Raw genomic sequence first — 20955 nt, 5'->3', positions numbered from 1 at the left:
AAAAGAGTTTTCCGAGTTTTTTGAAAATGAATTCTGCCTGATTATGCACTTTTCATTTTTAGATCTAATCGTTTTATTTTTCTACGTTGGTTTAGTTCTTTTTTCAGGATGGTTCACTTCTAGAAAAAAAGATAAGGATTCCTCTTCTTACTTTCTTGCAGGAAAAGAAATTTCTTGGATTGCTTTAAGCTTTTCAATCGTTGCCACAGAAACGTCTACTCTTACTTTTCTAAACATTCCTGGACTTAGTTATTCAAGTAATCTTACCTTTCTCAGCCTCGGCTTTGGTTTTGTTTTAGGAAGAATCATCGTAGCTAAACTTTTTATCCCTATGTATTACAAATCCGGTTTTATTTCCGTTTATGAATGGGTGGGAAACCACTACGGAAAAATTTCTCAAAAGACGGTCACATTTTTATTCAAACTCACTCGCATTTTAGGAGACGGAGTGAGAATGTACGCATCCGCAATTCCAGTTGCAATTCTATTTGAGGTTTTCTTAAAACAATTTTCTTTTTTGGAAATCACAAATCTACACATAGAAATTTTAAGTCTTCTACTCATTTCTGGAATCACGATTCTTTACACCGTCCAGGGAGGATTTCGTTCCGTGGTTTGGGTAGATTCTATTCAATTTTTAATCTATGTCGCGGGAGGAATTTTTGCGTTCTTTTATTTAGGTTTCATACTTCTTAAAAATGGATTTGACGTTTCTTATCTAATTGAAAATGCAAATCAAGCAAATAAGTTTCAAATTTTTGAATGGACCGATTTTTCCTCCGCTTATTTTTTCCCCACTGCTATTTTAGGAGGAATCCTTTTGACCTTGGGAACCCACGGAGTAGATCAGATGTTCGTTCAAAGAATACTCGCGTGTAAATCTGAATCAGACGCCAAAAAAGCAATGATTTCTTCAGGAATTTTTGTATTTTTTCAATTCTTATTATTTTTAAGTATTGGAATTTTATTATATTTTTATTATAAAGATTCTTCTATTCCCAAAGATAAGGTTTTTTCCAAATTCATTTTAGAGGAAGTACCTTCGCCAATTACAGGATTTTTATTAGCCGCCATTTTGGCTTCGGCAATGTCTACGTTATCTAGTTCTATCAATTCTCTTTCTTTAACTACTAAAGTAGATTTAAAAATAGAACAATTTGGTTCTGGCACTTTAAGCTTATTCTGGGGAATGATTCTTCTTTTAAGTTCTTTACTTCCTTTATTTTTGACAACCGGAAAAACAGGACTTGTGGAGTTAGGTTTAACTATTTCTTCTTATACAGTTGGTCCAATCATTTCAATTTTTTTAAGCGGAAGAATACAAAGTTTTTATTATATGCAAAAATTAAAAGATTCCTTTGCCTCTTTGGCAATTGTAATAACTCCAATTTTGACTTTGATTTTTGGAAAATGTACAGGTTTTGGTTTTACTCTTCTAGTTCCATTTGGAATTGGAACCTGTTTGTTACTTGGCTTTAGTTTACTACAAATTCAGAATCATCTAACTTCTCAAAAATAGATTCTAAAATTTTTTTAAACTCAGATGCTTTTGTAAAATGGATATAATGATCTCCGCCAGGAATTACGTAAAATTTAGAGTTTGGAAAAAAATTTTGAGCAATTTCAATGTCTTCTTTATGAAAGTATTCTGAAATTCCTCCCGTAATAAAATACGTTATTCCTGGATATGGATGATTTGTATATTTATCAAAAAAATCCTGAAATAATCTGGGAGAATTCGCGATTCCTTCTACGTTGAGTTTCCAACGATAACCCCCACCTTCGAGACGTTCTAAATTCATCTCTAAAAAGTTTCGTATAAACGCGTTCGGAAGAATTTTTGTCAGTGCCAAATCGACTTCCTGTCTGGATCTAAAATCGGAAACGTCCGTCCTAAGACATAAAAGTTCGCTTTCATAATGAAATGGGTAGTTTTTAGGAGCTATGTCTTCTATAAATAATAAAGATAGAATATTCGGATTTTTTAATGCAAATCCCATAGAAACAAGTCCACCCATGGAATGCCCCAAAATCACCGGTTTTTCTAGTTTCTGTTTTGTTATCCATACTTCCAGATCTCCCACCATGGAAACAATTGAATGTTCATTTGAATGAGGGGAATCTCCGTGATTTCTGAGATCCAAAAGATATACGTCCGCATACTGACTTAAAAAATCTCCTATACTCAGCCAATTTTTAGAAGATCCAAAAAGACCATGCAAAACAACAATCGACCCACAAACGGGAGAAAGAAATTTACCGTTTTGAAAATCAATTTTACGAAAACTTAAATTTACTGTAGACATTCTTTGTGGATTATCTTTAGAAAATGATGATATTTTTTACCATATCTATAAGGAAGAGATTGCAGATCCTTTCGAAAAGATTCGTAAATTTCTTTTCTAGATTCGTCTTTTCCACACTGGATCGTCTCCGGATCTTTGGTTAAAGTTTCCAATTTTTTAGAAATCTGATTCGCAAAAACACTCGCATAATTACCGTTCGGATGTAGTTGAAGATAACGAATTCTTCTTTTTTTCTCTTCGTTTAAAAAACAAAAAACGTCTCTTTTACAATTGATTTCGGGAGTATATTTTACTCCTAAAAAAGCAGCAAAATCCCCAGGGCCCTTATCTCTGAAATCTTCTCCAATTTTCCAAAACACTTCCGGATTAATTTTGGCTGGTTTGCTCGGAATTATTTCTCCTGGATTTTTGGAAATATAATCCGTTAATTTAGATTCCTTACGTTTACTTTCTGGTTCTTGCAAAATTTCTAATATTCTAGCTAAAACCACAAGTCTTCTTATTTTTAGATAAATATATTCGTCCCCATGATAATTTTTGTTTTCTTCTAAAAAACTTAAATATTGAAAAACAGATTCCAATTCGTTCAATCCAGTATTTGTAGAATATAACATTCTATCGATGGAACGTAAGATCAATTTATAAGCGCCTCTTTCTTCCAAATCAAAAAGAAACTGAGTTTCAACCCAACCACTCAGACCGGAAGAATCGGATACAAAACGAAATTTACGATCGTTTTGTCTTTCGTTTTTACTTTGAACAATTTCACCAAAACTGAGACGACGTAAAATTTCAGATTTTTTATCAGGAAATAAATAAAGTGGGGAATTCGGTTTTAGAACCAATCGATCCCCTCCCCAAAGATATGGAAAAGACGTAAAAAAGATTAGGATCAAAACGATCCGTCTCATCTTTACTGGTTCAAATCCCTTATCATTTCCGCGATTCTTTCCACCCCGCGTCGGATGTCTTTTTCTCCCATTGCATAGGAAAGTCTGAGGGCCTGATCTTCTCCAAAAGCGATTCCTGGAACCGCGGCTACTTTATATTTTTCTAATAAAGTATTACAGAAAATTTTACTGAGAGAAGTTTCGGAGGATTCTTGTTTTAGTTTTATAAAACCAGTAGTTTTGTAAACATCCGTCAAATACGGAAATACGTAAAAGGCTCCTTGAGGGTTATTGCACTTTACTCCTGGAATCACATTCAAAAGGGAAACAATAAGATCTCTTCTGATTTGAAATGCTTTTCTCATCTCTTCCACACAGGACTGATCACCTGCAATTGCAGCTTGTGCCGCCGCTTGAGAAATCGAAGAAGGATTTGAAGTGGACTGGCTTTGGATCGTTTCCATGTTTTTAACAATATTCAAATCGCCAGCTCCATAGCCAATTCTCCAACCGGTCATGGAATAAGTTTTAGAAACTCCATTGATTACAAAGGTCTGTTTTTTAAGTTCTGGAGACAACATAGCAAGATTGGAAAATACAAATCCGTCATAGACTATTTTCTCGTAAATGTCGTCGCTCATGACTTGAATTCCGGTGGAAAGTACAATCTCTCCCAAAACTTCCAGATCTTTTTTAGAATATCCTGCTCCGGTAGGGTTGGAAGGAGAATTTAAAATCAAACATTTGGTTTTCGGAGTGATCGCTTTTTTCAATTGTTCCGGAGTCATTTGAAAATTCGCCTCTGGAGTAGTGTTGACAATCACAGGAACACCTTCCGCCAAACGAACAATATCCGCATAACTCACCCAATACGGAGCAGGAATGATTACTTCGTCCCCCGCATTTAAGGTCGCTAGAAAATAATTGTAAATAACTTGTTTACCGCCGGTTCCAACGATCACTTGATTTTTATCGTAATCCAGTCCGTTATCTCTTTTGAATTTGTGAACAATTGCTTCTTTTAATTCCACCGTTCCAGAAACAGCCGTATAACGAGTCATTCCTTTATCGATCGCGTTTTTTGCAGCGTCTCTGATATGGGATGGAGTTTCAAAATCCGGTTCACCGGCCCCGAAACTGACAATATCTTCTCCCTTTTTTTTCAACTCGTTTGCCTTAGCGGTAATTACGAGAGTAGGAGAAGGTTCGATAACGTTCAGCCTCTTTGCGCTGAGATCCATGCTATCCCTCTTTTTTTATTTTGGTCCGTTTTTTCAATCACACTGAAAAAATCAGACATTATTCAATTGTAACTGAGCCAATTCTTCTTGGGCTTCTCTGAATTGATCCAAGGTATAGATTTCGTATTCATATCCTTGTTCGGTAAGAAACAACTGTCGATTTTGTCCAAAACGTTCTTCGTTTGTATCTCTGGATACAAGAGAATAAAATACGGCAGTGTTGTCGTGACCTTTTGGTCTTAAAATGCGACCTAATCTCTGCGCCTCTTCTTGTCTGGAACCGAAAGTACCTGAAACCTGGATCGCAATATTTGCATCCGGCAAGTCGATTGAAAAGTTAGCTACCTTACTCACTACGAGAGACTTGATTTTACCGGAACGGAATGCGTCATACAACGTTTGTCTTTCCGGAAGAGGGGTTTTACCAGTAATTAAAGGAATATTAAATTTCTTTGATATTTCTTCTAATTGATTAATATACTGTCCGATTACGAGCAAATGAGATTCGGAATGTTTTTTCATGATGAGGTCGATCGCCTTCATCTTTTCCGGATTTTCAGAAGCTAGTCTGAACTTTTCTCTATCATCTGCAATAGAATATTTCAGACGAAGATCGTCTTCCATACTAACTCTAATTTCCTTACATTTTGCTTCTGCAATCCAAGATTTGCTTTCCAACTCCTTCCAAGGAACGTCGTATTTTTTAGGTCCTATGAGAGAGAATACGTCTTCTTCTAAACCGTCTTCTCTTACTAAAGTAGCTGTCAAACCGAGTCTTCTTTTGGCTTGAAGTTCGGAAGTCATTCTAAACACAGGGGCTGGAAGTAAATGTACTTCATCGTAAACGATCAATCCCCAGTTATTGGCTCCAAATAAATGAAAGTGGGTAAAATCTCCGCCTTTCTTCTTTCTATGTGTGAGAATGTTGTATGTGGCGATTGTAATCGGACGAATTTCTTTGACTTCACCGGAATATTCTCCGATATCTTCGGGAGGAATGTCTGTTTTATCCAAAATTTCATTTCTCCATTGGCGGATGGAAAGTGTGTTTGTGACTAAAATCAAAGTTTCAGCACCTACAATTTGCATCACTCCGATTCCTACGATGGTTTTTCCAGCACCACAAGGAAGCACCACCACCCCAGAACCGCCTTCGTTACCGCCCCCTGCGTGAAATACTTCTACACAAGCTCTTTGATAATCCCGCATTCCGAACTTTTTGCCGCTAATACTCGTAGGTCTTAGATTAAATCCGTATTTATTTCCTTCGTCATAACCGGCCAGGTCTTCAACCGGAAAACCAATCTTGATCAGAGCCTGTTTGATATGACCACGGTATTCCTTTTTAATATAAATTTTATCTGGGAAAGTAGATTCTATAAAAGGTTGAACCGCCCTATGATTTCCAATTTCTTGCAGAAATCCTTTTTCGTTGGATAGAATTGCAAGTTCCCCGGATTCTTCCTTAACGAGCTTTACCTTTCCATAGCGGCTAATTTGCTCTCTGATTTCGTTGACTATGTTTTTTGGAACAGAATATCTGGAAAATTTTTCTAGACATTCTACAATTTCATCTGCAGACATCTTGATCGATGCGGCGTTCCAAAGGGAAAGTGGGGAAATTCTATATGTGTGAAGGTATTCCGGACTTTTTTCCAATTCGGCAAATTTAGAAACTACACTCTGACAGGCTTCAAATTCCGGATTATCTACCTCTAAAAGCATGGTTCTGTCGCTCTGAACGATTAAGGGTTTACTCATTTGTATCTGGTTTCCTGTTTGTTTAGACTGAAAATCGACCTCTTTCTGTCAAGAAGAATGTGAACATAAGTTCCAACCGAATAAAAACTTCTACTAAATAACAATGAAGTGATTTTCTCACTTAGATTTATAATCTAGAATTCTCAAATTCAGTTATTCATAGTCCGACTAAAAATTCGAAAAAAATTTTGAGAGAACTTGGTCGAGAGGCTTTTCTCTATCATAAAATTATACTTTTACAAGTAAAAAGGTTTCTTTTGTGGGAATTCTCACAAATTAAGATTTTACAACTCATTCCGATCCATGTGGGAACTACTACTTTTAAGAAATCTTTATAAAATAATTTTTTTATTTTTGTGATGGCCGCAAAACGGTGATTTTATGTAAAAATTTAATTGGGCTACGATTTTTTTTAAATTTTATAGAGTTCTCTTTTAGAAAAATTTCTCGTAAAATTTCGAAACTACAGTTTTAAATAGTTGTAGGAACTACTACTTTTTTAACTTTCTAATATTGAGTTTGCGTTAAATAACGTGAGTTCAGCGTAAGGAATTCATTTTTCTGAAAAAAGTCGAGACTGAACTTTATGGACCGACTCCTAAAATGCGGGAACTCATACAAAAAGTAAAGGTTTAAAAATTTGTAATGTGACTTAATCTGTGGGAACTACCGCAAATCGCGATTTTACGAACAAATTCTTAAATGGTTAGAAACTCATATTTTTAAAAAATCCTTTCTCATTTTCTCCACGAACTCACGTTAAATACATTTCACAACGATTTGAAAACTTCCGCTCTTTTTTTCTTCGGGAAGAATGGTAGTTAAAGAAAAGCCGTTAACAACTGCATTCCCTGGCGCGCTCATCGGTTCTATTGCAATTCTATTTTTAGAGAAGTCTGTATAAATTTGAAAATACGAAAGCTGTATATCACTTTTATTCGATAAGTTGGATCGAATCCGAACTTCGTAAGAATCATCTGGAATCTGCAAAAGAACCCAAGAATCTTCACCAAAAAATAAAGAATCTAAAATTGGAATCTTATCTAATTTAAATCGATCCGTTTCCCTAGCATAAATTGGATATATTGGTGTCAGGTCTTCTTTTAAAGGAATCTGTTTCGAAAGATTAGATCGAAGAATACAAGGTTGTTTGTCCGATTGTATCCTAAAATAGGGATGATACCCATAACAAAATCGAAACGGATAAGGGTTATGGTTTAAAAAATCAGTTTTGAGAGTCAGAATTTCTTCGTTGAAAATTCTTCTAAGAGAATACGTCTCTCGAACAATCACATTTCCCAAAGAAGAATTTAATAATTCTTTTTCCGGAGAAAGTTCAAACTGAATAGAATCTTCCGTTTTTTGGAGAATCTTTCGTTTCCAAGCAAAACCAAGTCCGTGAATAGGATAACCATTTTTATCTTTGTTTGTGATGGAAGATAATGAAATCCAGTCTTCTCCCAGACGAATTCGATCATCTGTATGTCGATTGACCCAAGGATACATCAAATAAGAACCAGAAGAAAAAAAAGATTCACTTTTATTATAACCGGAAATAATTTCCAGTTCCTTTCCGCTTAAGGGATGTTTCCAAACCCAAGAAAGGATTTGTTCACCATGATCCGTAAATTTTAATCGAGAGCCATCGCTAAAAATCTCAAACACATCGGCAAACTTTTCAGAAATTCAAAATCCTTTCCATTCATTTTGTAGAAATCATTCCTTTAGACACAAAATTTAAGAATTAGAAAGGAATTGAAAACCTACTTGATTCGGGGAAACTGACGATTCCACAGGAGAATTTCTTTTGAAGCACTCGATTCTAATTTGGGCCCAAATTCTTTTTCTAAACCTTTTTTTTTCTAATTGTTATATTCCTATCAATACGAACTTAGGCGGACTACTTCCCTCAAAAACAGCAGAACTAAGGGAGAAACTGATTTCTGGTCAAAATGAAGATAAGATTCTAATCATACCCATAGACGGAGTGATCAGTGACGAGGGTGAAAAAAACTTTTTTGGAGGCCAAGAAGATTCTATCTTAGTCGGAGTCAAAAAACAACTGGAACTTGCAGAATTAGATCCGGAAATCAAAGCGATCATTTTAAAAATCAATTCTCCAGGAGGTTCCGTTACTGCAAGCGACATCATTTACAGAGAAATTCTTCAGTTTAAAACCAAAAAGAAAATTCCTGTAGTTTCTCTTTTTATGGATACTGCAGCCAGCGGAGCCTATTATATTTCGATGGCTACCGATCTTTTGATCGCTCACCCTACTTCCGTGACCGGCTCCATCGGTGTAATTCTTTCCGGAATTAACGTCAAAGAAGGTTTAGATAAACTAGGAGTTAAGGATCAGTCGATTCGTTCTGGTGGAAACAAAACAATTGGATCCCCATTGGAAGAACTTTCCTCAGAACAAAGAAAATTACTTCAATCTATTGTGGACGATCTTTTTGAAAAATTCTTCGATATTGTCAAAAAAGGAAGACCTGGAAAAAATCCGTCGGAACTCCGTAAAATTGCAGACGGAAGAATTTTCACAGCGTCCCAAGCGCTTCAGCACGGTTTAATCGATAAAATAGGTTATTTTGACAATGCTGTACAAGAGACGATGGCTCTTCCAAATTACAAAAAAACTCTTGGAAATACAAATCCTAGAATTATTTATTATTCTCGTAGTAACGACCAAAGAACAAACTTTTACCAAGTACAATCTCCGGAACTCAAACCAGATTCTACTATTTCTAAAATTTTAGGAACAAATAAACAAGTTCGTTTTTTATATCTTTGGTCTTACTAAGACGACCATTAGAAATTTAGAATCTAATAATATTAATGTTATTTAATTCTCTACCTTTTCTATTTTTATTTCTGATCACGTATTTGATCTATTGGAATGTAGAGGCGCCAGCAAAAAAAAAGGTTCTACTTGTTTCTTCCATCCTATTTTACGGCTATTCTCACATAACATTTTTAATTCATTTTCTTCTGGTAATTGGAATCAACTATTATCTTTCTCTTAAACTCTGGGAAAAAAAAGGAAATGGAGAATCCACAAAAGGTCTTCTTAAGTGGGCAATCATATTCAATACGATCAACTTGGCTTTTTTTAAATATTATTATTTTTTAATGGACTCTCTAGGCGCATTTACCGGTATGGAACTTTGGCAAAGGTTAGGGACTTCTGTAGAAATCCTTTTACCTCTTGCAATTAGCTTTTATACGTTCCAACTGATTGCGCTTCAAGTGGATATTCATAGAGGTCTGGTTCCAGAAAAAATCAGCTCTTTGGATTACTTTCTATTTATTCTTTTTTTTCCTCAGCTGATCGCAGGACCGATTATGAGATCGACCGATTTCTTACCAAAACTCAATTATCCTGAAATTGATAAACACAAAATGATACAAGGGATTTTTCTTTTAATCTTTGGATTATTTAAAAAGTCTGTCTTAGCAGATTCTATCGCCGGAATCATTTCTCCTCTTTACTTGGAACCGAGTCAGTATCATTCCGCTTCCGTCTATATCGGTGCGTTCGGTTTTATCTGTCAGGTTTATTGCGATTTTTCAGGTTATACGGATATGGCCAGAGGTAGTGCGCTCTTACTCGGATATGAAATCCCTGAAAATTTTAAAGGACCTTTTTTATCTACTTCGTTTCGAGAATTTTGGGGGAGATGGCACATAACGCTTTCTTCATGGCTCAGAGATTATATTTATATTCCTCTTGGTGGAAGTCGAAAAGGAGAATTTAGATCTCAGTGGAATATGTTTCTCACGATGTGTTTGGGCGGTCTCTGGCACGGAGCCAATATAGCATTTGTTCTTTGGGGAGCTTATTTAGGTTTTGTACTCGCCATAGAAAGAATCCTAGAACCGAAACAGATACAAGGTACAAATATAATTCCGTCAAAGACGATTCGTTTTTTAAAAAACACAATTACTCTAAACCTATTTTTAATTTCCGGTTTGTTTTTTAGAGCTGGTTCTGCTGGAAAGAATTCAGTTTCTTTTTTATTTGATTTGATAAAAGGTTTTCAAAACTTTTTTTCAGGAAAGATTCTTCCTCGTTGGGAAGAACTCTTGTTATTCATACTACTAACCATAAGTTTTAATTCTCTCCAGTATTTTCCTAAATCAATGGAAAAAATTGAAAAGCATTCTAAATTCTTAATTCCTGTCTTAAGTGTTATTCTACTTTTACTACTAGGAGTATTTGGAGACGGCGGTGGAGAATTTATTTATTTTCAATTTTAAAACCCTCTGTTAAAAAAAGGGATAAAATTTGAAAGGGAGATTAATTTGAATTATAAAAAAAACTTTTTCCTTTCAAGTTTAATCAAATTACTTTTTTTTACCTTTTCATTTTTTTTTGGATGTTCTACTTCATGGATTCGAGCCCTTCCCCCTAATTCTATTTTAGAAACAAATCCGGAAAAAATTCCTAGGGGAATGTATGTAAGAAATCGACCAGAAAGATCTCACATCAATACTCTCTTTTATAAAAACATCGTTCAGGAAAAAATTTTACTAAATGCTGAAAATCTAACATTTGAAAAATCGACGAAACGGGAAATAAAGGATAAAAACGAATATACAATTCATATCGTAAGTGGAAAAGGTAAATACGTTGTTTCAGGAAACTGGGTTTTATTAGAGACATACGAAAAGGGAGAAGTTTTTTTTCAAGGAAATAGAGGAACGTTCCAAATCGAATATTTTCCGTTTTATCATAAATTGTTGTACCACCACGATCCTTCTACAAAAACTCTCGTCCCATTATTGTATGAATCCGGTTATCAGGAAAAAAAATACGGACTGTTAGACGGAATCCGCGAGCCCTATTTGGAAGATCGATATTTTCAAATTTCAAGAAAAAATTTTCTTAAAAAAGAATTTCAGTTTCACGCCTACTTTTATCAACCATGAATTTGTCGGATTATATCAAAAGTTACTTCCAAAAAGTCGGCTGGATTCCACCTGTTATAAATTTGGTTTGTATTATCTCTCCGATTGTATTTCTAAAAAATTCCTCGTTCTCAGAAAAAGAAAAAATTCTACTTTATCTAAGTATAATTGTTTTTATTTATTTAGTAAATTATGTTTCTTTTATATTATTTCTCACAAAAAAAATTCTTCCAGAAGAAGAAATACGTTCAAAAATGAGAAAACGTTATAGAAAGGGCGACGACAGAATGCAGAGTTATCTGTTTCCCTTACCTTTAGATGACGAAAACTATGAAATCTATGGAAGAACTCTCACTTATAATCCAATCGGAGGGGATTTTTATAATTTTTTAACGGATCTTCAAGGAAACTATTGGATAGGTATAGGAGATTCTGTGGGACATGGTTATCTCGCCGGAATTTTCAGCATGATGATTTTTCAAGATATGTCATTGTTAGTAAAACACGACTTAAGTCCTTACGAAGTTATAGAACAGATCAACGAAGATCTTTTAAAAAGAATAAAACAAAATCCCAAAATTAGTCCTAACTTATATGCAACTTTTCTTTTGATCAAGATAGACAAAGATGGAAACTTGGAACATTCTGGTCTTCATCCTAGTTTTGTAATTCATCAAAAAAAAACGGGAAAAAATAAGATCATAGAAACCGATGGAAAATTTATATCAATCACAATGAATTCTACTTTAAAAAACGTACAAGGCAAAAGTAAATTTCGATTAGAATCAGGAGATATAGTATTTTGCTTTACAGATGGACTCTACGAACAAAAAAATAATGGAAATCTATATTTTGGTGAAAGTTTATTTCAATTTTTAGATGAGATTCCGAAAAAAGATCTTACTAAAATCGCAGATGCGCTTTTCACCGAAATTCTAAAACATACGGGTGGAAAAATTCAGGATGATATGACTATCCTGATGATTCGTAAAAAATAATTATGTTAGAACTGAGCGAACTTGAACTTAAAATCCTAAATCTAATTCCTTTGGAAGAAAGAGACGTTCGTAAGTTGGGCAGAATTCTCCAAGACGTTTCTCTGATTACCGGAATGACCGAAGACGAAATTATAGAATTTATTCCTTTCGGATTGGAAGATGAAATTCACATTCTAAAAATTGAATATAATTTCAATGATTTTAAAAAAGCGCTTGTTTCTAAACTCACTAAAAAAAGTCATTTTCCTCCGAGACTTTCTTCTCCGATTCCCGAAACAGTTCGCCAAACTTTTTAAAAATTATTTTTTAAATAAAATTACTTAATTTTATATCAATTTCAGAAAATTTTTACCTAATCATAAAATTAGAAAAAAGTAGGAGTTCTACATTTAAAGTTTTAAAATAGATTTTGATCATGTTTGGTAAAACTATCAAAAAAATGAACCTAATTCGCTGTAAAAACTCGTTACATTTTAGAACTAATCTTTTTTTATTTAATTAGTACAATAAGATCTAATGTCTTTCGAAGAAGGGTTAAACTATTTTTTCATCAAAGCCGATTCAGACTCGGTTGTTCGACTAAAATCTACAGTAAATCCATTTTATGATTTTAAACTAACTGAAATCGAAGAATTACCATTTTTATTCGCGTTTCCTGCACTTGTACCTAGATTTTTATATTCTTTAGAATGGAATCGTGTTTCATTTTCCTCAAAATCTGTCGACTTCAAAACTTACTTGAGTTTTGAAGAGGGAAAAATTTATTCCAAAAACGAACGTTTTCCAGAAAAATCATTTGAGATTTCGGATAACGTTAAATTTCCAATTTTACAAAATCCACATCTTCCTGTCGGTTCTATTCCTTTTCAAATTTGCAGACAAGAATCAGAACTTACTACTATAGGAGTTATAAAAACCGGAAATTTTGTTCTATTTAGACAAAGAAGAAACAAGATGATTTCAACACGTTATTTGTCTTTAAAAGATATAATAAACCCAGAATTATCCGAATCGGAAGTAGAGAAAAAAATTGAATCCCTTTACTTCAATGCAAAACAAAAATCATATTTATTTCGTTTGGTGAAAATTCTTTTTGCAGGAACTCCCGCAGAAGAACAAACAATCGTTTCGAATCTATTTAGTCACGAACCTGAATTCGCAGTATTTTTACGAGATCAAATTTTCCAGATTGAAATCCTTCCCTTGATACACGGTCCGTTTTTAAATCGGATTCTGACGTCAATGGATGAAAGAATCATTCGATTTTCATATCCTAAACTTTCTACTCCAGTCAAAACGATGATCGAAAAAAATATTTCCAAAAACAAATTAAAATCAATCTTAAGTTCTCCAATTAAAAAACCGGAAGTGGGTGAATCCTTGGAAGAAATAGTTGAAAAGGAAATTTTTAAAAATTTTTCAAGAAAAATTTATTATGAAAATGGAATATTCTCAATTTATCAAGAATCTATAGAAAATTCCAAAACCGACCCAAATCAAAAAATGGAAGTGAAGTTTCAAAGTCTTCTGGAAACGTCTAAATTCAATTTTCAAATTTTCGGAACTCGTTCTATCCGAATTTACTCCGTAACTGAAAAAACAATTCTTTTTCAAGTCTTAGAATGGGTAGAAATCGTCCGAATGGATACTATAATTTCTAAACGGGAAAGAAACGAACAGTTCTTTTTAAAAATTCCTCCTGGAAGAATTTTAGAAATTCTTTTTTTCCCTGAATTTAGAGTTTTATGTGGAGCCGGAATTACATCCGCTAAAAAGACATTTGAATTTTGTTTATTAGGTTTTGATTATTAATTTGTTCGGATCCTTCGAACTGAGTCCTTCCAAATTTGGATTTCTTTTTCTCTCTGAGACTGTTTCATCTGTGGAGAAAATTCTTTACTGGTTTTTAACTTCTTTTTTAGATCCGCTACGGAAGTAAAAAAACCCCTTTCTAATCCAGCCAAAAACGCCGCGCCTAGTACTGTGGTATCTACATTTGAAGGGCGCACTACACGTTTTCCTAATATATCGGATTGATACTGCATCAACCAAGAGTTTCCGGTAGCACCTCCGTCCACTTTCAAAACTTTTAATTTAGAACCGGTATCGTTTTCCATTGCTTCTACAAGTTCGTAGGATTGGAGAGCAATCGATTTGAGCGCGGCTCTTGTAATTTGCTCCGCAGTAGTATCCCTTGTTAGACCTAGAATTGCACCTCTCGCGTTCATATCCCAATAAGGAGCACCTAATCCGGCAAAGGCGGGAACAAAAACCACATCGTCCTCTTTTTTTATTGAAGACGCATACTTTTCGGAAATTTTAGATTCTTTGAAAAATTTCAAGTTGTCTCTTAAAAATTGAACAACTGCACCTCCGATAAAAACCGATCCTTCCAAACAATAAACCGTTTTTCCTTCCGGTCCACATCCTAAGGTAGTAAGCAAATTGTTCTTAGAAATTTGAAAATTATTTCCGGTATTAAAAAGAAGAAAACACCCGGTTCCATACGTGTTTTTAGCTTCTCCAGGTTCGGTGCAGAGTTGACCAAATAAAGCACCTTGTTGATCTCCCACAAGAGAGGAAATCGGAATTCCGTCCGGAAGTCCTTTTACCTTTTCCGTTCTTCCAAACAATGAACGAGAGTTATGTGTCTCCGGTAAAATAGAATCAGGAATTCCTAATATTTGAGTTAATTCTTTATCCCATTCTTTCTTTTCGATATTGTAGATCAAAGTTCTACTTGCGTTTGTATGATCAGTCTTATGCGATTTTCCATTGGTTAATCGATAGAGTAAATATGTATCTATGGTTCCCAAAAGTATCTTTCCTTTTTCCGCTCTGGCTTTTACACCTTTTACGTTTTCCAGAATCCATTGAATTTTGGTTCCGCTAAAATATGCATCTAAAACCAATCCAGTTTTTTTGCGAAAAAGGGGTTCCAATCCTTTGGATTTAAAATCCATACAAATTTCGGAAGTTCTTCTACATTGCCATACAATTGCATTATAAACCGGTTTACCAGTATCTTTATCAAACAATACTGTGGTTTCTCTTTGATTTGTGATTCCGATCGCTACCGCTTTAGAAGGACTTAATTTTCCATTTCGAATTGCTTTTAATATGAGTTTTTCGGTTTTAGTCCAAATCTCTTCCGCATCGTGTTCCACCCAACCAGGTTTCGGATAGTGTTGTTTAAATTCGGAATACGCGTTAGAGATTATGTTTCCTGATTTATTAAAACAAAAAATTCGAATCCCGGTAGTTCCGGCGTCTATACCTATGATATAATCACTCATGAAAAATCCTCTCCAAAAAATTTAGAATGAAAGATGAAATTTTTATAATATTATAAAAACTGTAAGTTATACTTCCAGTTCTAAACCTTCATGCGCCATGATAATTTCAAGACGATTGTTAGGATCAAACATCTCTTTATATTTTAATGCTCTTAAATAAACTGCGTCTAACTTTTCATCGTCATAGGAAGGATCGTGATGAAACATCACTAACTTTTTTACATTTGCCCGTAAGGCTATGTCCGTAGCCATAGAAGCCGAACTATGCCCCCAGTCGATTTTTTGAAGCGATTCTTCAAAAGTATACTGAGTATCAAATACAAGTATGTCCGCTCCCCGAAAATAGTTCAGATAATCTTGAATATTTTCCATTTCGTCCAGATTAAATTCTGCATCCGAAGCAAAGATAAGAGACTTGCCCTCTTCTTCAAAACGATAGGAAAAACTTCCGCCGGGATGACGAACCGATTTAGAAATCGCCGAGATGGATTCTGTTACAGGAAACGCTTTTCCTTCCGGAATAAATTTAAAATTTTTAGTGGCTCTAAATCCTTCGTAAGGAACTGGAAAATGTGTAAAACTATGCTGATACTTAAGTCGTTCTTCTAAATTATCCACAGAACTTAAAAACTCAAATACGTTTCCGGGAGAATAAAGAGGAACAAAAAAAGGAACACCTTGGATATGATCCCAATGAGTATGTGTGAAAATCCACTTTGCCTTTCCTTTTCCTTCCAAGAAACCTTCGTGCAAAATAGAATTTCCCAATTCTCTAATACCGGTACCACCGTCAATGATGACTAAATTGTCTTTTTTATCTCTGATTTCGACACAAGTTGTATTTCCCCCGTAAGTACTCCAATAGGAAAGAGAAAGTGAATCTAAAAAGGAGTCGATCGCATCGGGGCTTTGTAGGTCTGCTGGAGTTGCAAGGCTGAGAATTTTTTGCACCTTACTACGAATCGATTCTCCGCGAACAGAGGAAGAAATCGAACCGCGTACACCCCAAAATTTTATGCGCATAAATTAAAAAACAGTTCCGATCTTCAAGAAAATGTTGTCTAAATTTATCGATTCTATTAGGATTTCCAGCGAATTCTTTTTTATTTATAAAAAATTTCTTATAGGTAAGCAGTTCTTAAAAAAATTTTGTTTACCTAGTAAATCAATCGAATACGATTTAAACTGACTCTGAGCAAAAAGACGTGGAAAATTTTAACACAGAAATTCTTACCGAAGGCACAACTTGCACCATCAAAATTCAAGGTAGTATCAGCCTCAAAAACGCCTTTGCCCTCAAGGAATTGATTATCAAAAAACACGGAGAAGGTTTTACGGAAATCATTCTGGATTTTTCGGGAGATGCATACTTGGACTCCTCTGGAATCGGAGCCATTTTTAATTCCCAAAAATACGTAACAGAAAGAAATGGCTCTCTTAAACTCAAAAATATCAGTAGAGACGTTATGACTATTTTAAAAATCGCGAATTTAGATAAACATCTGGATATTATTCGTTAGGTGTTCTTCTGGAAATCCATCGAATCTATACAAATAGTCCCCTTAGAAACTTCACCTATATTCTTAAAAATTCAGAAACCTCTCAAACGATTTCGATAGATCCTTATGATTCCGATCAAATTGAATCTTTCTTAGACAAAAAAGGTTGGAAATTAGATTTTATTATAAATACACATGAACATTCGGACCACACTTCCGGAAACCAAGGATTGGTTCGTAGATACGGCTGCACAGTTTATTCCCATCCGAAAGGAATCGGAAAAATTCCGTATGCAACTCATCCCGTCCAAAAAGGAGATAAGATTCTATCTTCTGCAAAAGAATATCTAGAAATTTTAGACACTCCGGGTCATACCTTTTGTCACGTTTGCATTCTTCTTATAGAAAATCAAAAACCGAAAGCAATTTTTACGGGAGATACTCTCTTTAACGCCGGTGTCGGAAATTGTTTTCGAGGAGGAGATCCGGTAGTTCTTGCAAAAACAATTTTAGAACAGTTTTATCCTTTAGAAGAAGAAATCTTTTTATACCCTGGCCATGATTATTTAGAAACGAATTTAAAGTTCACTTTATCTCTGAACCCTTCTAATCAAGACGCAATTGATACCTTAAAAGAACATTCCCGTTTATCTCAAAACGTAGAATTTATCACGACCAATCTTGGTAAAGAAAAAAGAATCAATACGTTTTTTCAATGTGATCGTCCTTCTTCTGAACTTCTAAAAAACGTTTCTATAAAAATTTCTCCGAAACGTCTTTTAGATCAAACTCCCACAGAACTTTTTATTTCAATTCGTTCTCTGAGAGATAAATGGTGAATTGAAATACAGTTTTATTTCTAAATTTAATTTTTGAGAAATTTTAGTTTAAATCTAATTTTAGAAATCATTTGCCCTATTCAGACACTGGTTTAAATCTGTAACTAAGGCGGTTCTTTTTTATGAAAGAATATGATATGATCGTAATTGGAACTGGAGGAGGAACAAAATTAGTCACTCCTCCTTCTAAAATCGGTTATAAGGTCGCCGTAATCGAAAAAGAAAATCCAGGCGGCACCTGTCTCAATCGAGGATGTATTCCTTCTAAGATGTTAATCTATCCGGCGGAAATCCTTTCTTTGGCAAAACATTCAGAAAAGTTTCAGATTTCATTTCCGGAAAAACCCAAAGTGGATTTTAAAACTCTTGTAGAAAGGATTTCTAAAACCGTAGACGATGAATCCGCTTCTATTCTTCCCGCTTATGATAAAAATCCAAACATTACTTATATCTCCGGAACCGCTAGTTTTGTCTCGGATAAGATAATTACGGTAAATGGAGAACAACTGACTGCAAAAAAAATTTTTATCGCTTCCGGTGCAAGACCTGCAATTCCGGATATTCCTGGACTTGCAGGAACCCCTTTTATGACAAGTAGAGAGGCGCTTAGAAGAACCGATCTTCCAAAATCTATGATTGTAATCGGAGGTGGTTTTATAGCGTTAGAACTAGGTTTTGCTTATTCCTCTTTCGGCAGTGAAGTGACTTTTCTGGTCCGAAACAAAATGCTCAAAAATGAGGACAAAGATATAGTTGAGGAGTTCGAAAGAATTTTTACAAAAAACCATAAAGTATTTCTACACACAAATATTCAAAAAATAGAATATAAAGAAAATTTATTTTATGTAGAAGTAATTTTTCAAAGAAAAACAATTTTGCTTCAATCCGATGCTCTTTTAGTGGCTACCGGAATTAGACCCAACACAGATCTTTTGAATTTACAGAACACTAAAATACAGACGGACCCGAACGGATATATAGTCGTAAACGAATATTTAGAAACTACTTCTCCCGGTGTGTATGCGTTAGGCGATATTACTGGAAAATATTTTTATAGACATTCCGTAAATTTTGAAGGGGAATTTTTATTTCGTACCTTATACCAGGAAAAAAAAAGAATTCCTATCGAATATCCTCCGGTTCCACACGCAGTTTTTACACATCCTCAAGTCGCCAAAGTAGGCAAAACGGAAGAACAACTGATTCAAGAAGGAATAGACTATATAGCCGCAAAAAATCCATACAGCGCCAGCGCTACCGGAATGGCTAGATTATCCGACTCCGGATTTGTAAAAATTCTAGTAGATAAAAAGTCTAGAAAAGTTTTGGGAGCACACGCAATCGGAGACGAGGCTTCGAACTTGATTCATCTTTTTATCCTTCTAATGACGATGAATGGCACCTTAGACGATCTTTTAAAAATGATCTACGTACATCCTGCGTTACCCGAAATTGCAAGAAATGCCGCCAGAAAAGCAAATGAACTTTTACAACCCAAAGAACAATAGGAATATTCAAAATTTATGAAGTTTGCATTGCAAATTGAAAATTTAGTCAAAACATACTCGGGTGGAATCACAGCTCTCAAAGGAATCAGCCTAAACGTAGAGAAGGGAGACTTTTTTGCACTTTTAGGTCCAAACGGAGCCGGAAAGTCTACCACAATCGGTATTTTAAGTTCGCTCGTAAATAAAACCTCCGGCAAGGTTCAGATTTTTGACGCGGATTTAGATACGAATCTTTCTAAAGCAAAATCGTATATCGGCGTTGTCCCTCAAGAATTTAATTTTAATATTTTTGAAAGAGTGAGTCAGATTGTAGTCAACCAAGGTGGTTACTACGGAATGGATCGTAAGTTAGCGATGGAACGATCCGAAGAATATCTACAACAACTCGGACTATATGAAAAAAGAAAAGAAGCCGCCGGCAGACTCTCCGGAGGAATGAAACGAAGGTTAATGATCGCAAGGGCTCTCATTCACAATCCTAAAATTTTAATTTTAGATGAACCAACTGCCGGCGTAGATATTGAACTCAGAAGGTCTCTCTGGGAATTTCTACAAAAATTAAATTCTTCCGGTGTCACTGTGATTCTTACTACTCATTACTTAGAAGAAGCAGAAAGTCTGTGCAGAAATATAGCCATCATAGATCAGGGAAAAATCGTAGAAAACACTTCTATGAAAGAATTGCTCCAAAAATTAGATCACGAAACCTTTATATTAGATTTTACTGGGCATCTCAATTCTTATAAAACGATTCCGGGAGTAGAAATTAAACAAACAGACAACTCAACTTTAGAAGTTTCCATCTATGGAGACGCTTCTTTAAACGATTTATTTAAAATTTTAGACCAAAACAAAATTAAAATTAGTAGTATGAGAAACAAATCCAACCGCTTAGAAGAACTATTCCTAAAGTTGGTGGAGAAAAAACTATGAACCTATTTGAAAAATATAACGCATTTAAGACCATAGTCATTAAAGAAACAGTTCGAATTCTAAGAATCTGGATTCAGACAATCATTCCTCCTGGAATCACAATCTCACTTTACTTTATCATATTCGGAAAGTTAGTCGGTTCTCAAATAGGAAACATAGGGAATCACACTTATATTCAATTTATCGTTCCTGGCCTTGTGATGATGTCTGTGATCATCAATTCGTATAACAATGTGGTATCTTCTTTTTTCGGAGCCAAGTTTCAAAAAAACATAGAGGAAATTTTAGTGTCCCCCACACCACCATCCTTAATCGTTTTGGGCTATACAATCGGTGGAGTGATCCGAGGAATTCTAGTGGGAATTTTAGTAATCGCGATTTCTTTATTTTTTACAAAATTAGAAGTTTATAATTTTCCTATGTTAATTGCAACCGTATTCTTAAGCTCTCTTTTATTTTCAATTGGAGGATTTTTAAACGCCTTATACGCTAAAAAATTCGACGACGTGACAATCATTCCCACTTTCATTTTGACTCCTTTGACTTATTTAGGCGGAGTATTTTATTCCATTCAGATGCTTCCTCCTTTTTGGCAGAACGTTTCCAAATTAAATCCTATTTTATATATGGTTAATTCGTTCCGTTACGGATTTTTAGGAATCAGTGACATTCATCCTTGGTTTGCACTTTCTATGATTGGAGTTGCAACCTTATCCTTTTATATTCTTTCCGTATATCTATTAAAAAAAGGAATCGGAATCCGAAACTAGTCT

The 20955-nt window shown here is 34.7% G+C and carries 19 protein-coding genes; 12 read left to right on the top strand and 7 right to left on the bottom strand.

The annotated features are described in order from the left end of the window. Positions 1–43: 43 nt before the first annotated feature. The gene (locus tag LEP1GSC059_RS19755) at positions 44–1519 is read left to right on the top strand and encodes a sodium:solute symporter (protein WP_002176763.1); all 1476 of its coding nucleotides are present in this window, start codon (positions 44–46) and stop codon (positions 1517–1519) included. On the opposite strand, the gene LEP1GSC059_RS19750 is transcribed toward LEP1GSC059_RS19755, so the two are convergent. The 5 genes from LEP1GSC059_RS19750 to LEP1GSC059_RS19730 all read right to left on the bottom strand — a co-directional run bounded on the left by LEP1GSC059_RS19750 (position 1476) and on the right by LEP1GSC059_RS19730 (position 7863). Continuing rightward, positions 1476–2306 carry an alpha/beta fold hydrolase gene (locus LEP1GSC059_RS19750; RefSeq protein ID WP_002176541.1) on the bottom strand — a complete coding sequence of 277 codons (831 nt, stop codon included), beginning with the start codon at positions 2304–2306 and terminating at the stop codon, positions 1476–1478. The genes LEP1GSC059_RS19755 and LEP1GSC059_RS19750 overlap by 44 nt on opposite strands. Next, positions 2294–3217, bottom strand: coding sequence for an SH3 domain-containing protein (locus LEP1GSC059_RS19745; protein WP_017214890.1), 924 nt, complete (start codon positions 3215–3217; stop codon positions 2294–2296). Before LEP1GSC059_RS19745 ends, LEP1GSC059_RS19750 begins: the two co-directional genes overlap by 13 nt. A gap of 2 nt (positions 3218–3219) precedes the next feature. Further along, complete coding sequence (locus LEP1GSC059_RS19740; protein WP_020981171.1) at positions 3220–4437, bottom strand: pyridoxal phosphate-dependent aminotransferase; 1218 nt, start codon at positions 4435–4437, stop codon at positions 3220–3222. 51 nt (positions 4438–4488) lie between these two features. After that, positions 4489–6198: a DNA repair helicase XPB gene (locus LEP1GSC059_RS19735; RefSeq protein ID WP_002176629.1), complete on the bottom strand. Its 1710-nt coding sequence runs from the start codon at positions 6196–6198 to the stop codon at positions 4489–4491. A 759-nt stretch (positions 6199–6957) separates the two neighbouring features. Continuing rightward, complete coding sequence (locus LEP1GSC059_RS19730) at positions 6958–7863, bottom strand: aldose epimerase family protein (RefSeq protein WP_020981284.1); 906 nt, start codon at positions 7861–7863, stop codon at positions 6958–6960. A gap of 142 nt (positions 7864–8005) precedes the next feature. Here LEP1GSC059_RS19730 and sppA point away from each other — a divergent pair, with 142 nt between their 5' ends. The 6 genes from sppA (at position 8006) to LEP1GSC059_RS19700 (ending at position 13919) form a co-directional block, all read left to right on the top strand. Next, entirely contained in the window at positions 8006–9001 is a 996-nt protein-coding gene (gene sppA / locus LEP1GSC059_RS19725) for a signal peptide peptidase SppA (RefSeq protein ID WP_020981162.1), read from the top strand. Positions 9002–9036: 35 nt separating this feature from the next. After that, a complete protein-coding gene (locus LEP1GSC059_RS19720; protein WP_020981277.1) occupies positions 9037–10458 on the top strand; it encodes an MBOAT family O-acyltransferase in 1422 nt (473 codons plus the stop codon). Between the two features lie 81 nt (positions 10459–10539). Continuing rightward, positions 10540–11130, top strand: coding sequence for a hypothetical protein (locus LEP1GSC059_RS19715; protein WP_081099758.1), 591 nt, complete (start codon positions 10540–10542; stop codon positions 11128–11130). Further along, positions 11127–12107: a PP2C family protein-serine/threonine phosphatase gene (locus LEP1GSC059_RS19710; protein WP_002176614.1), complete on the top strand. Its 981-nt coding sequence runs from the start codon at positions 11127–11129 to the stop codon at positions 12105–12107. The genes LEP1GSC059_RS19715 and LEP1GSC059_RS19710 overlap by 4 nt, the downstream gene beginning before the upstream one ends. A gap of 2 nt (positions 12108–12109) precedes the next feature. Continuing rightward, positions 12110–12403 carry a hypothetical protein gene (locus LEP1GSC059_RS19705; protein ID WP_002176705.1) on the top strand — a complete coding sequence of 98 codons (294 nt, stop codon included), beginning with the start codon at positions 12110–12112 and terminating at the stop codon, positions 12401–12403. Between the two features lie 220 nt (positions 12404–12623). Further along, positions 12624–13919 (top strand): hypothetical protein, encoded by a 1296-nt coding sequence (locus LEP1GSC059_RS19700; protein ID WP_002176568.1) that lies wholly within the window; start codon positions 12624–12626, stop codon positions 13917–13919. Here the strand turns inward: LEP1GSC059_RS19700 and glpK are convergent. Both glpK and LEP1GSC059_RS19690 read right to left on the bottom strand, forming a co-directional pair. Further along, positions 13916–15403, bottom strand: coding sequence for a glycerol kinase GlpK (gene glpK, locus LEP1GSC059_RS19695; RefSeq protein WP_017214886.1), 1488 nt, complete (start codon positions 15401–15403; stop codon positions 13916–13918). The two genes, LEP1GSC059_RS19700 and glpK, sit on opposite strands and share 4 nt — an antisense overlap. A 66-nt stretch (positions 15404–15469) precedes the next feature. Continuing rightward, a complete protein-coding gene (locus tag LEP1GSC059_RS19690) occupies positions 15470–16426 on the bottom strand; it encodes an MBL fold metallo-hydrolase (RefSeq protein ID WP_002176662.1) in 957 nt (318 codons plus the stop codon). 182 nt (positions 16427–16608) lie between these two features. Here LEP1GSC059_RS19690 and LEP1GSC059_RS19685 point away from each other — a divergent pair, with 182 nt between their 5' ends. The 5 genes from LEP1GSC059_RS19685 (at position 16609) to LEP1GSC059_RS19665 (ending at position 20952) form a co-directional block, all read left to right on the top strand. After that, positions 16609–16923 carry an STAS domain-containing protein gene (locus LEP1GSC059_RS19685; RefSeq protein ID WP_000427211.1) on the top strand — a complete coding sequence of 105 codons (315 nt, stop codon included), beginning with the start codon at positions 16609–16611 and terminating at the stop codon, positions 16921–16923. An 8-nt stretch (positions 16924–16931) separates the two neighbouring features. Then, positions 16932–17741: a hydroxyacylglutathione hydrolase family protein gene (locus tag LEP1GSC059_RS19680; RefSeq protein ID WP_337587760.1), complete on the top strand. Its 810-nt coding sequence runs from the start codon at positions 16932–16934 to the stop codon at positions 17739–17741. 122 nt (positions 17742–17863) lie between these two features. Next, positions 17864–19249: a dihydrolipoyl dehydrogenase gene (locus LEP1GSC059_RS19675; protein ID WP_002176588.1), complete on the top strand. Its 1386-nt coding sequence runs from the start codon at positions 17864–17866 to the stop codon at positions 19247–19249. A 15-nt stretch (positions 19250–19264) separates the two neighbouring features. Beyond that, entirely contained in the window at positions 19265–20182 is a 918-nt protein-coding gene (locus tag LEP1GSC059_RS19670; protein ID WP_002176655.1) for an ABC transporter ATP-binding protein, read from the top strand. Then, positions 20179–20952 (top strand): ABC transporter permease, encoded by a 774-nt coding sequence (locus LEP1GSC059_RS19665; protein ID WP_002176716.1) that lies wholly within the window; start codon positions 20179–20181, stop codon positions 20950–20952. The genes LEP1GSC059_RS19670 and LEP1GSC059_RS19665 overlap by 4 nt, the downstream gene beginning before the upstream one ends. Positions 20953–20955 lie beyond the last annotated feature (3 nt).

Source organism: Leptospira noguchii serovar Panama str. CZ214, assembly GCF_000306255.2.
Lineage (GTDB): Bacteria > Spirochaetota > Leptospiria > Leptospirales > Leptospiraceae > Leptospira > Leptospira noguchii.
The sequence above is the reverse complement of the archived record's forward strand: the minus strand, read 5'-3'. Positions and strand labels throughout refer to the sequence as shown.

Excerpts from the sequence above, each read along its gene's own strand:
- LEP1GSC059_RS19750 (WP_002176541.1), bottom strand. The coding sequence starts at position 2,306 with ATGTCTACAGTAAATTTAAGTTTTCGTAAAATTGATTTTCAAAACGGT.
- LEP1GSC059_RS19690 (WP_002176662.1), bottom strand. The coding sequence starts at position 16,426 with ATGCGCATAAAATTTTGGGGTGTACGCGGTTCGATTTCTTCCTCTGTT.
- LEP1GSC059_RS19700 (WP_002176568.1), top strand. The coding sequence starts at position 12,624 with ATGTCTTTCGAAGAAGGGTTAAACTATTTTTTCATCAAAGCCGATTCA.
- glpK (WP_017214886.1), bottom strand. The coding sequence starts at position 15,403 with ATGAGTGATTATATCATAGGTATAGACGCCGGAACTACCGGGATTCGA.
- LEP1GSC059_RS19705 (WP_002176705.1), top strand. The coding sequence starts at position 12,110 with ATGTTAGAACTGAGCGAACTTGAACTTAAAATCCTAAATCTAATTCCT.
- LEP1GSC059_RS19740 (WP_020981171.1), bottom strand. The coding sequence starts at position 4,437 with ATGGATCTCAGCGCAAAGAGGCTGAACGTTATCGAACCTTCTCCTACT.
- LEP1GSC059_RS19720 (WP_020981277.1), top strand. The coding sequence starts at position 9,037 with ATGTTATTTAATTCTCTACCTTTTCTATTTTTATTTCTGATCACGTAT.
- LEP1GSC059_RS19735 (WP_002176629.1), bottom strand. The coding sequence starts at position 6,198 with ATGAGTAAACCCTTAATCGTTCAGAGCGACAGAACCATGCTTTTAGAG.
- LEP1GSC059_RS19675 (WP_002176588.1), top strand. The coding sequence starts at position 17,864 with ATGAAAGAATATGATATGATCGTAATTGGAACTGGAGGAGGAACAAAA.
- LEP1GSC059_RS19665 (WP_002176716.1), top strand. The coding sequence starts at position 20,179 with ATGAACCTATTTGAAAAATATAACGCATTTAAGACCATAGTCATTAAA.
- LEP1GSC059_RS19670 (WP_002176655.1), top strand. The coding sequence starts at position 19,265 with ATGAAGTTTGCATTGCAAATTGAAAATTTAGTCAAAACATACTCGGGT.
- LEP1GSC059_RS19755 (WP_002176763.1), top strand. The coding sequence starts at position 44 with ATGCACTTTTCATTTTTAGATCTAATCGTTTTATTTTTCTACGTTGGT.
- LEP1GSC059_RS19710 (WP_002176614.1), top strand. The coding sequence starts at position 11,127 with ATGAATTTGTCGGATTATATCAAAAGTTACTTCCAAAAAGTCGGCTGG.
- LEP1GSC059_RS19745 (WP_017214890.1), bottom strand. The coding sequence starts at position 3,217 with ATGAGACGGATCGTTTTGATCCTAATCTTTTTTACGTCTTTTCCATAT.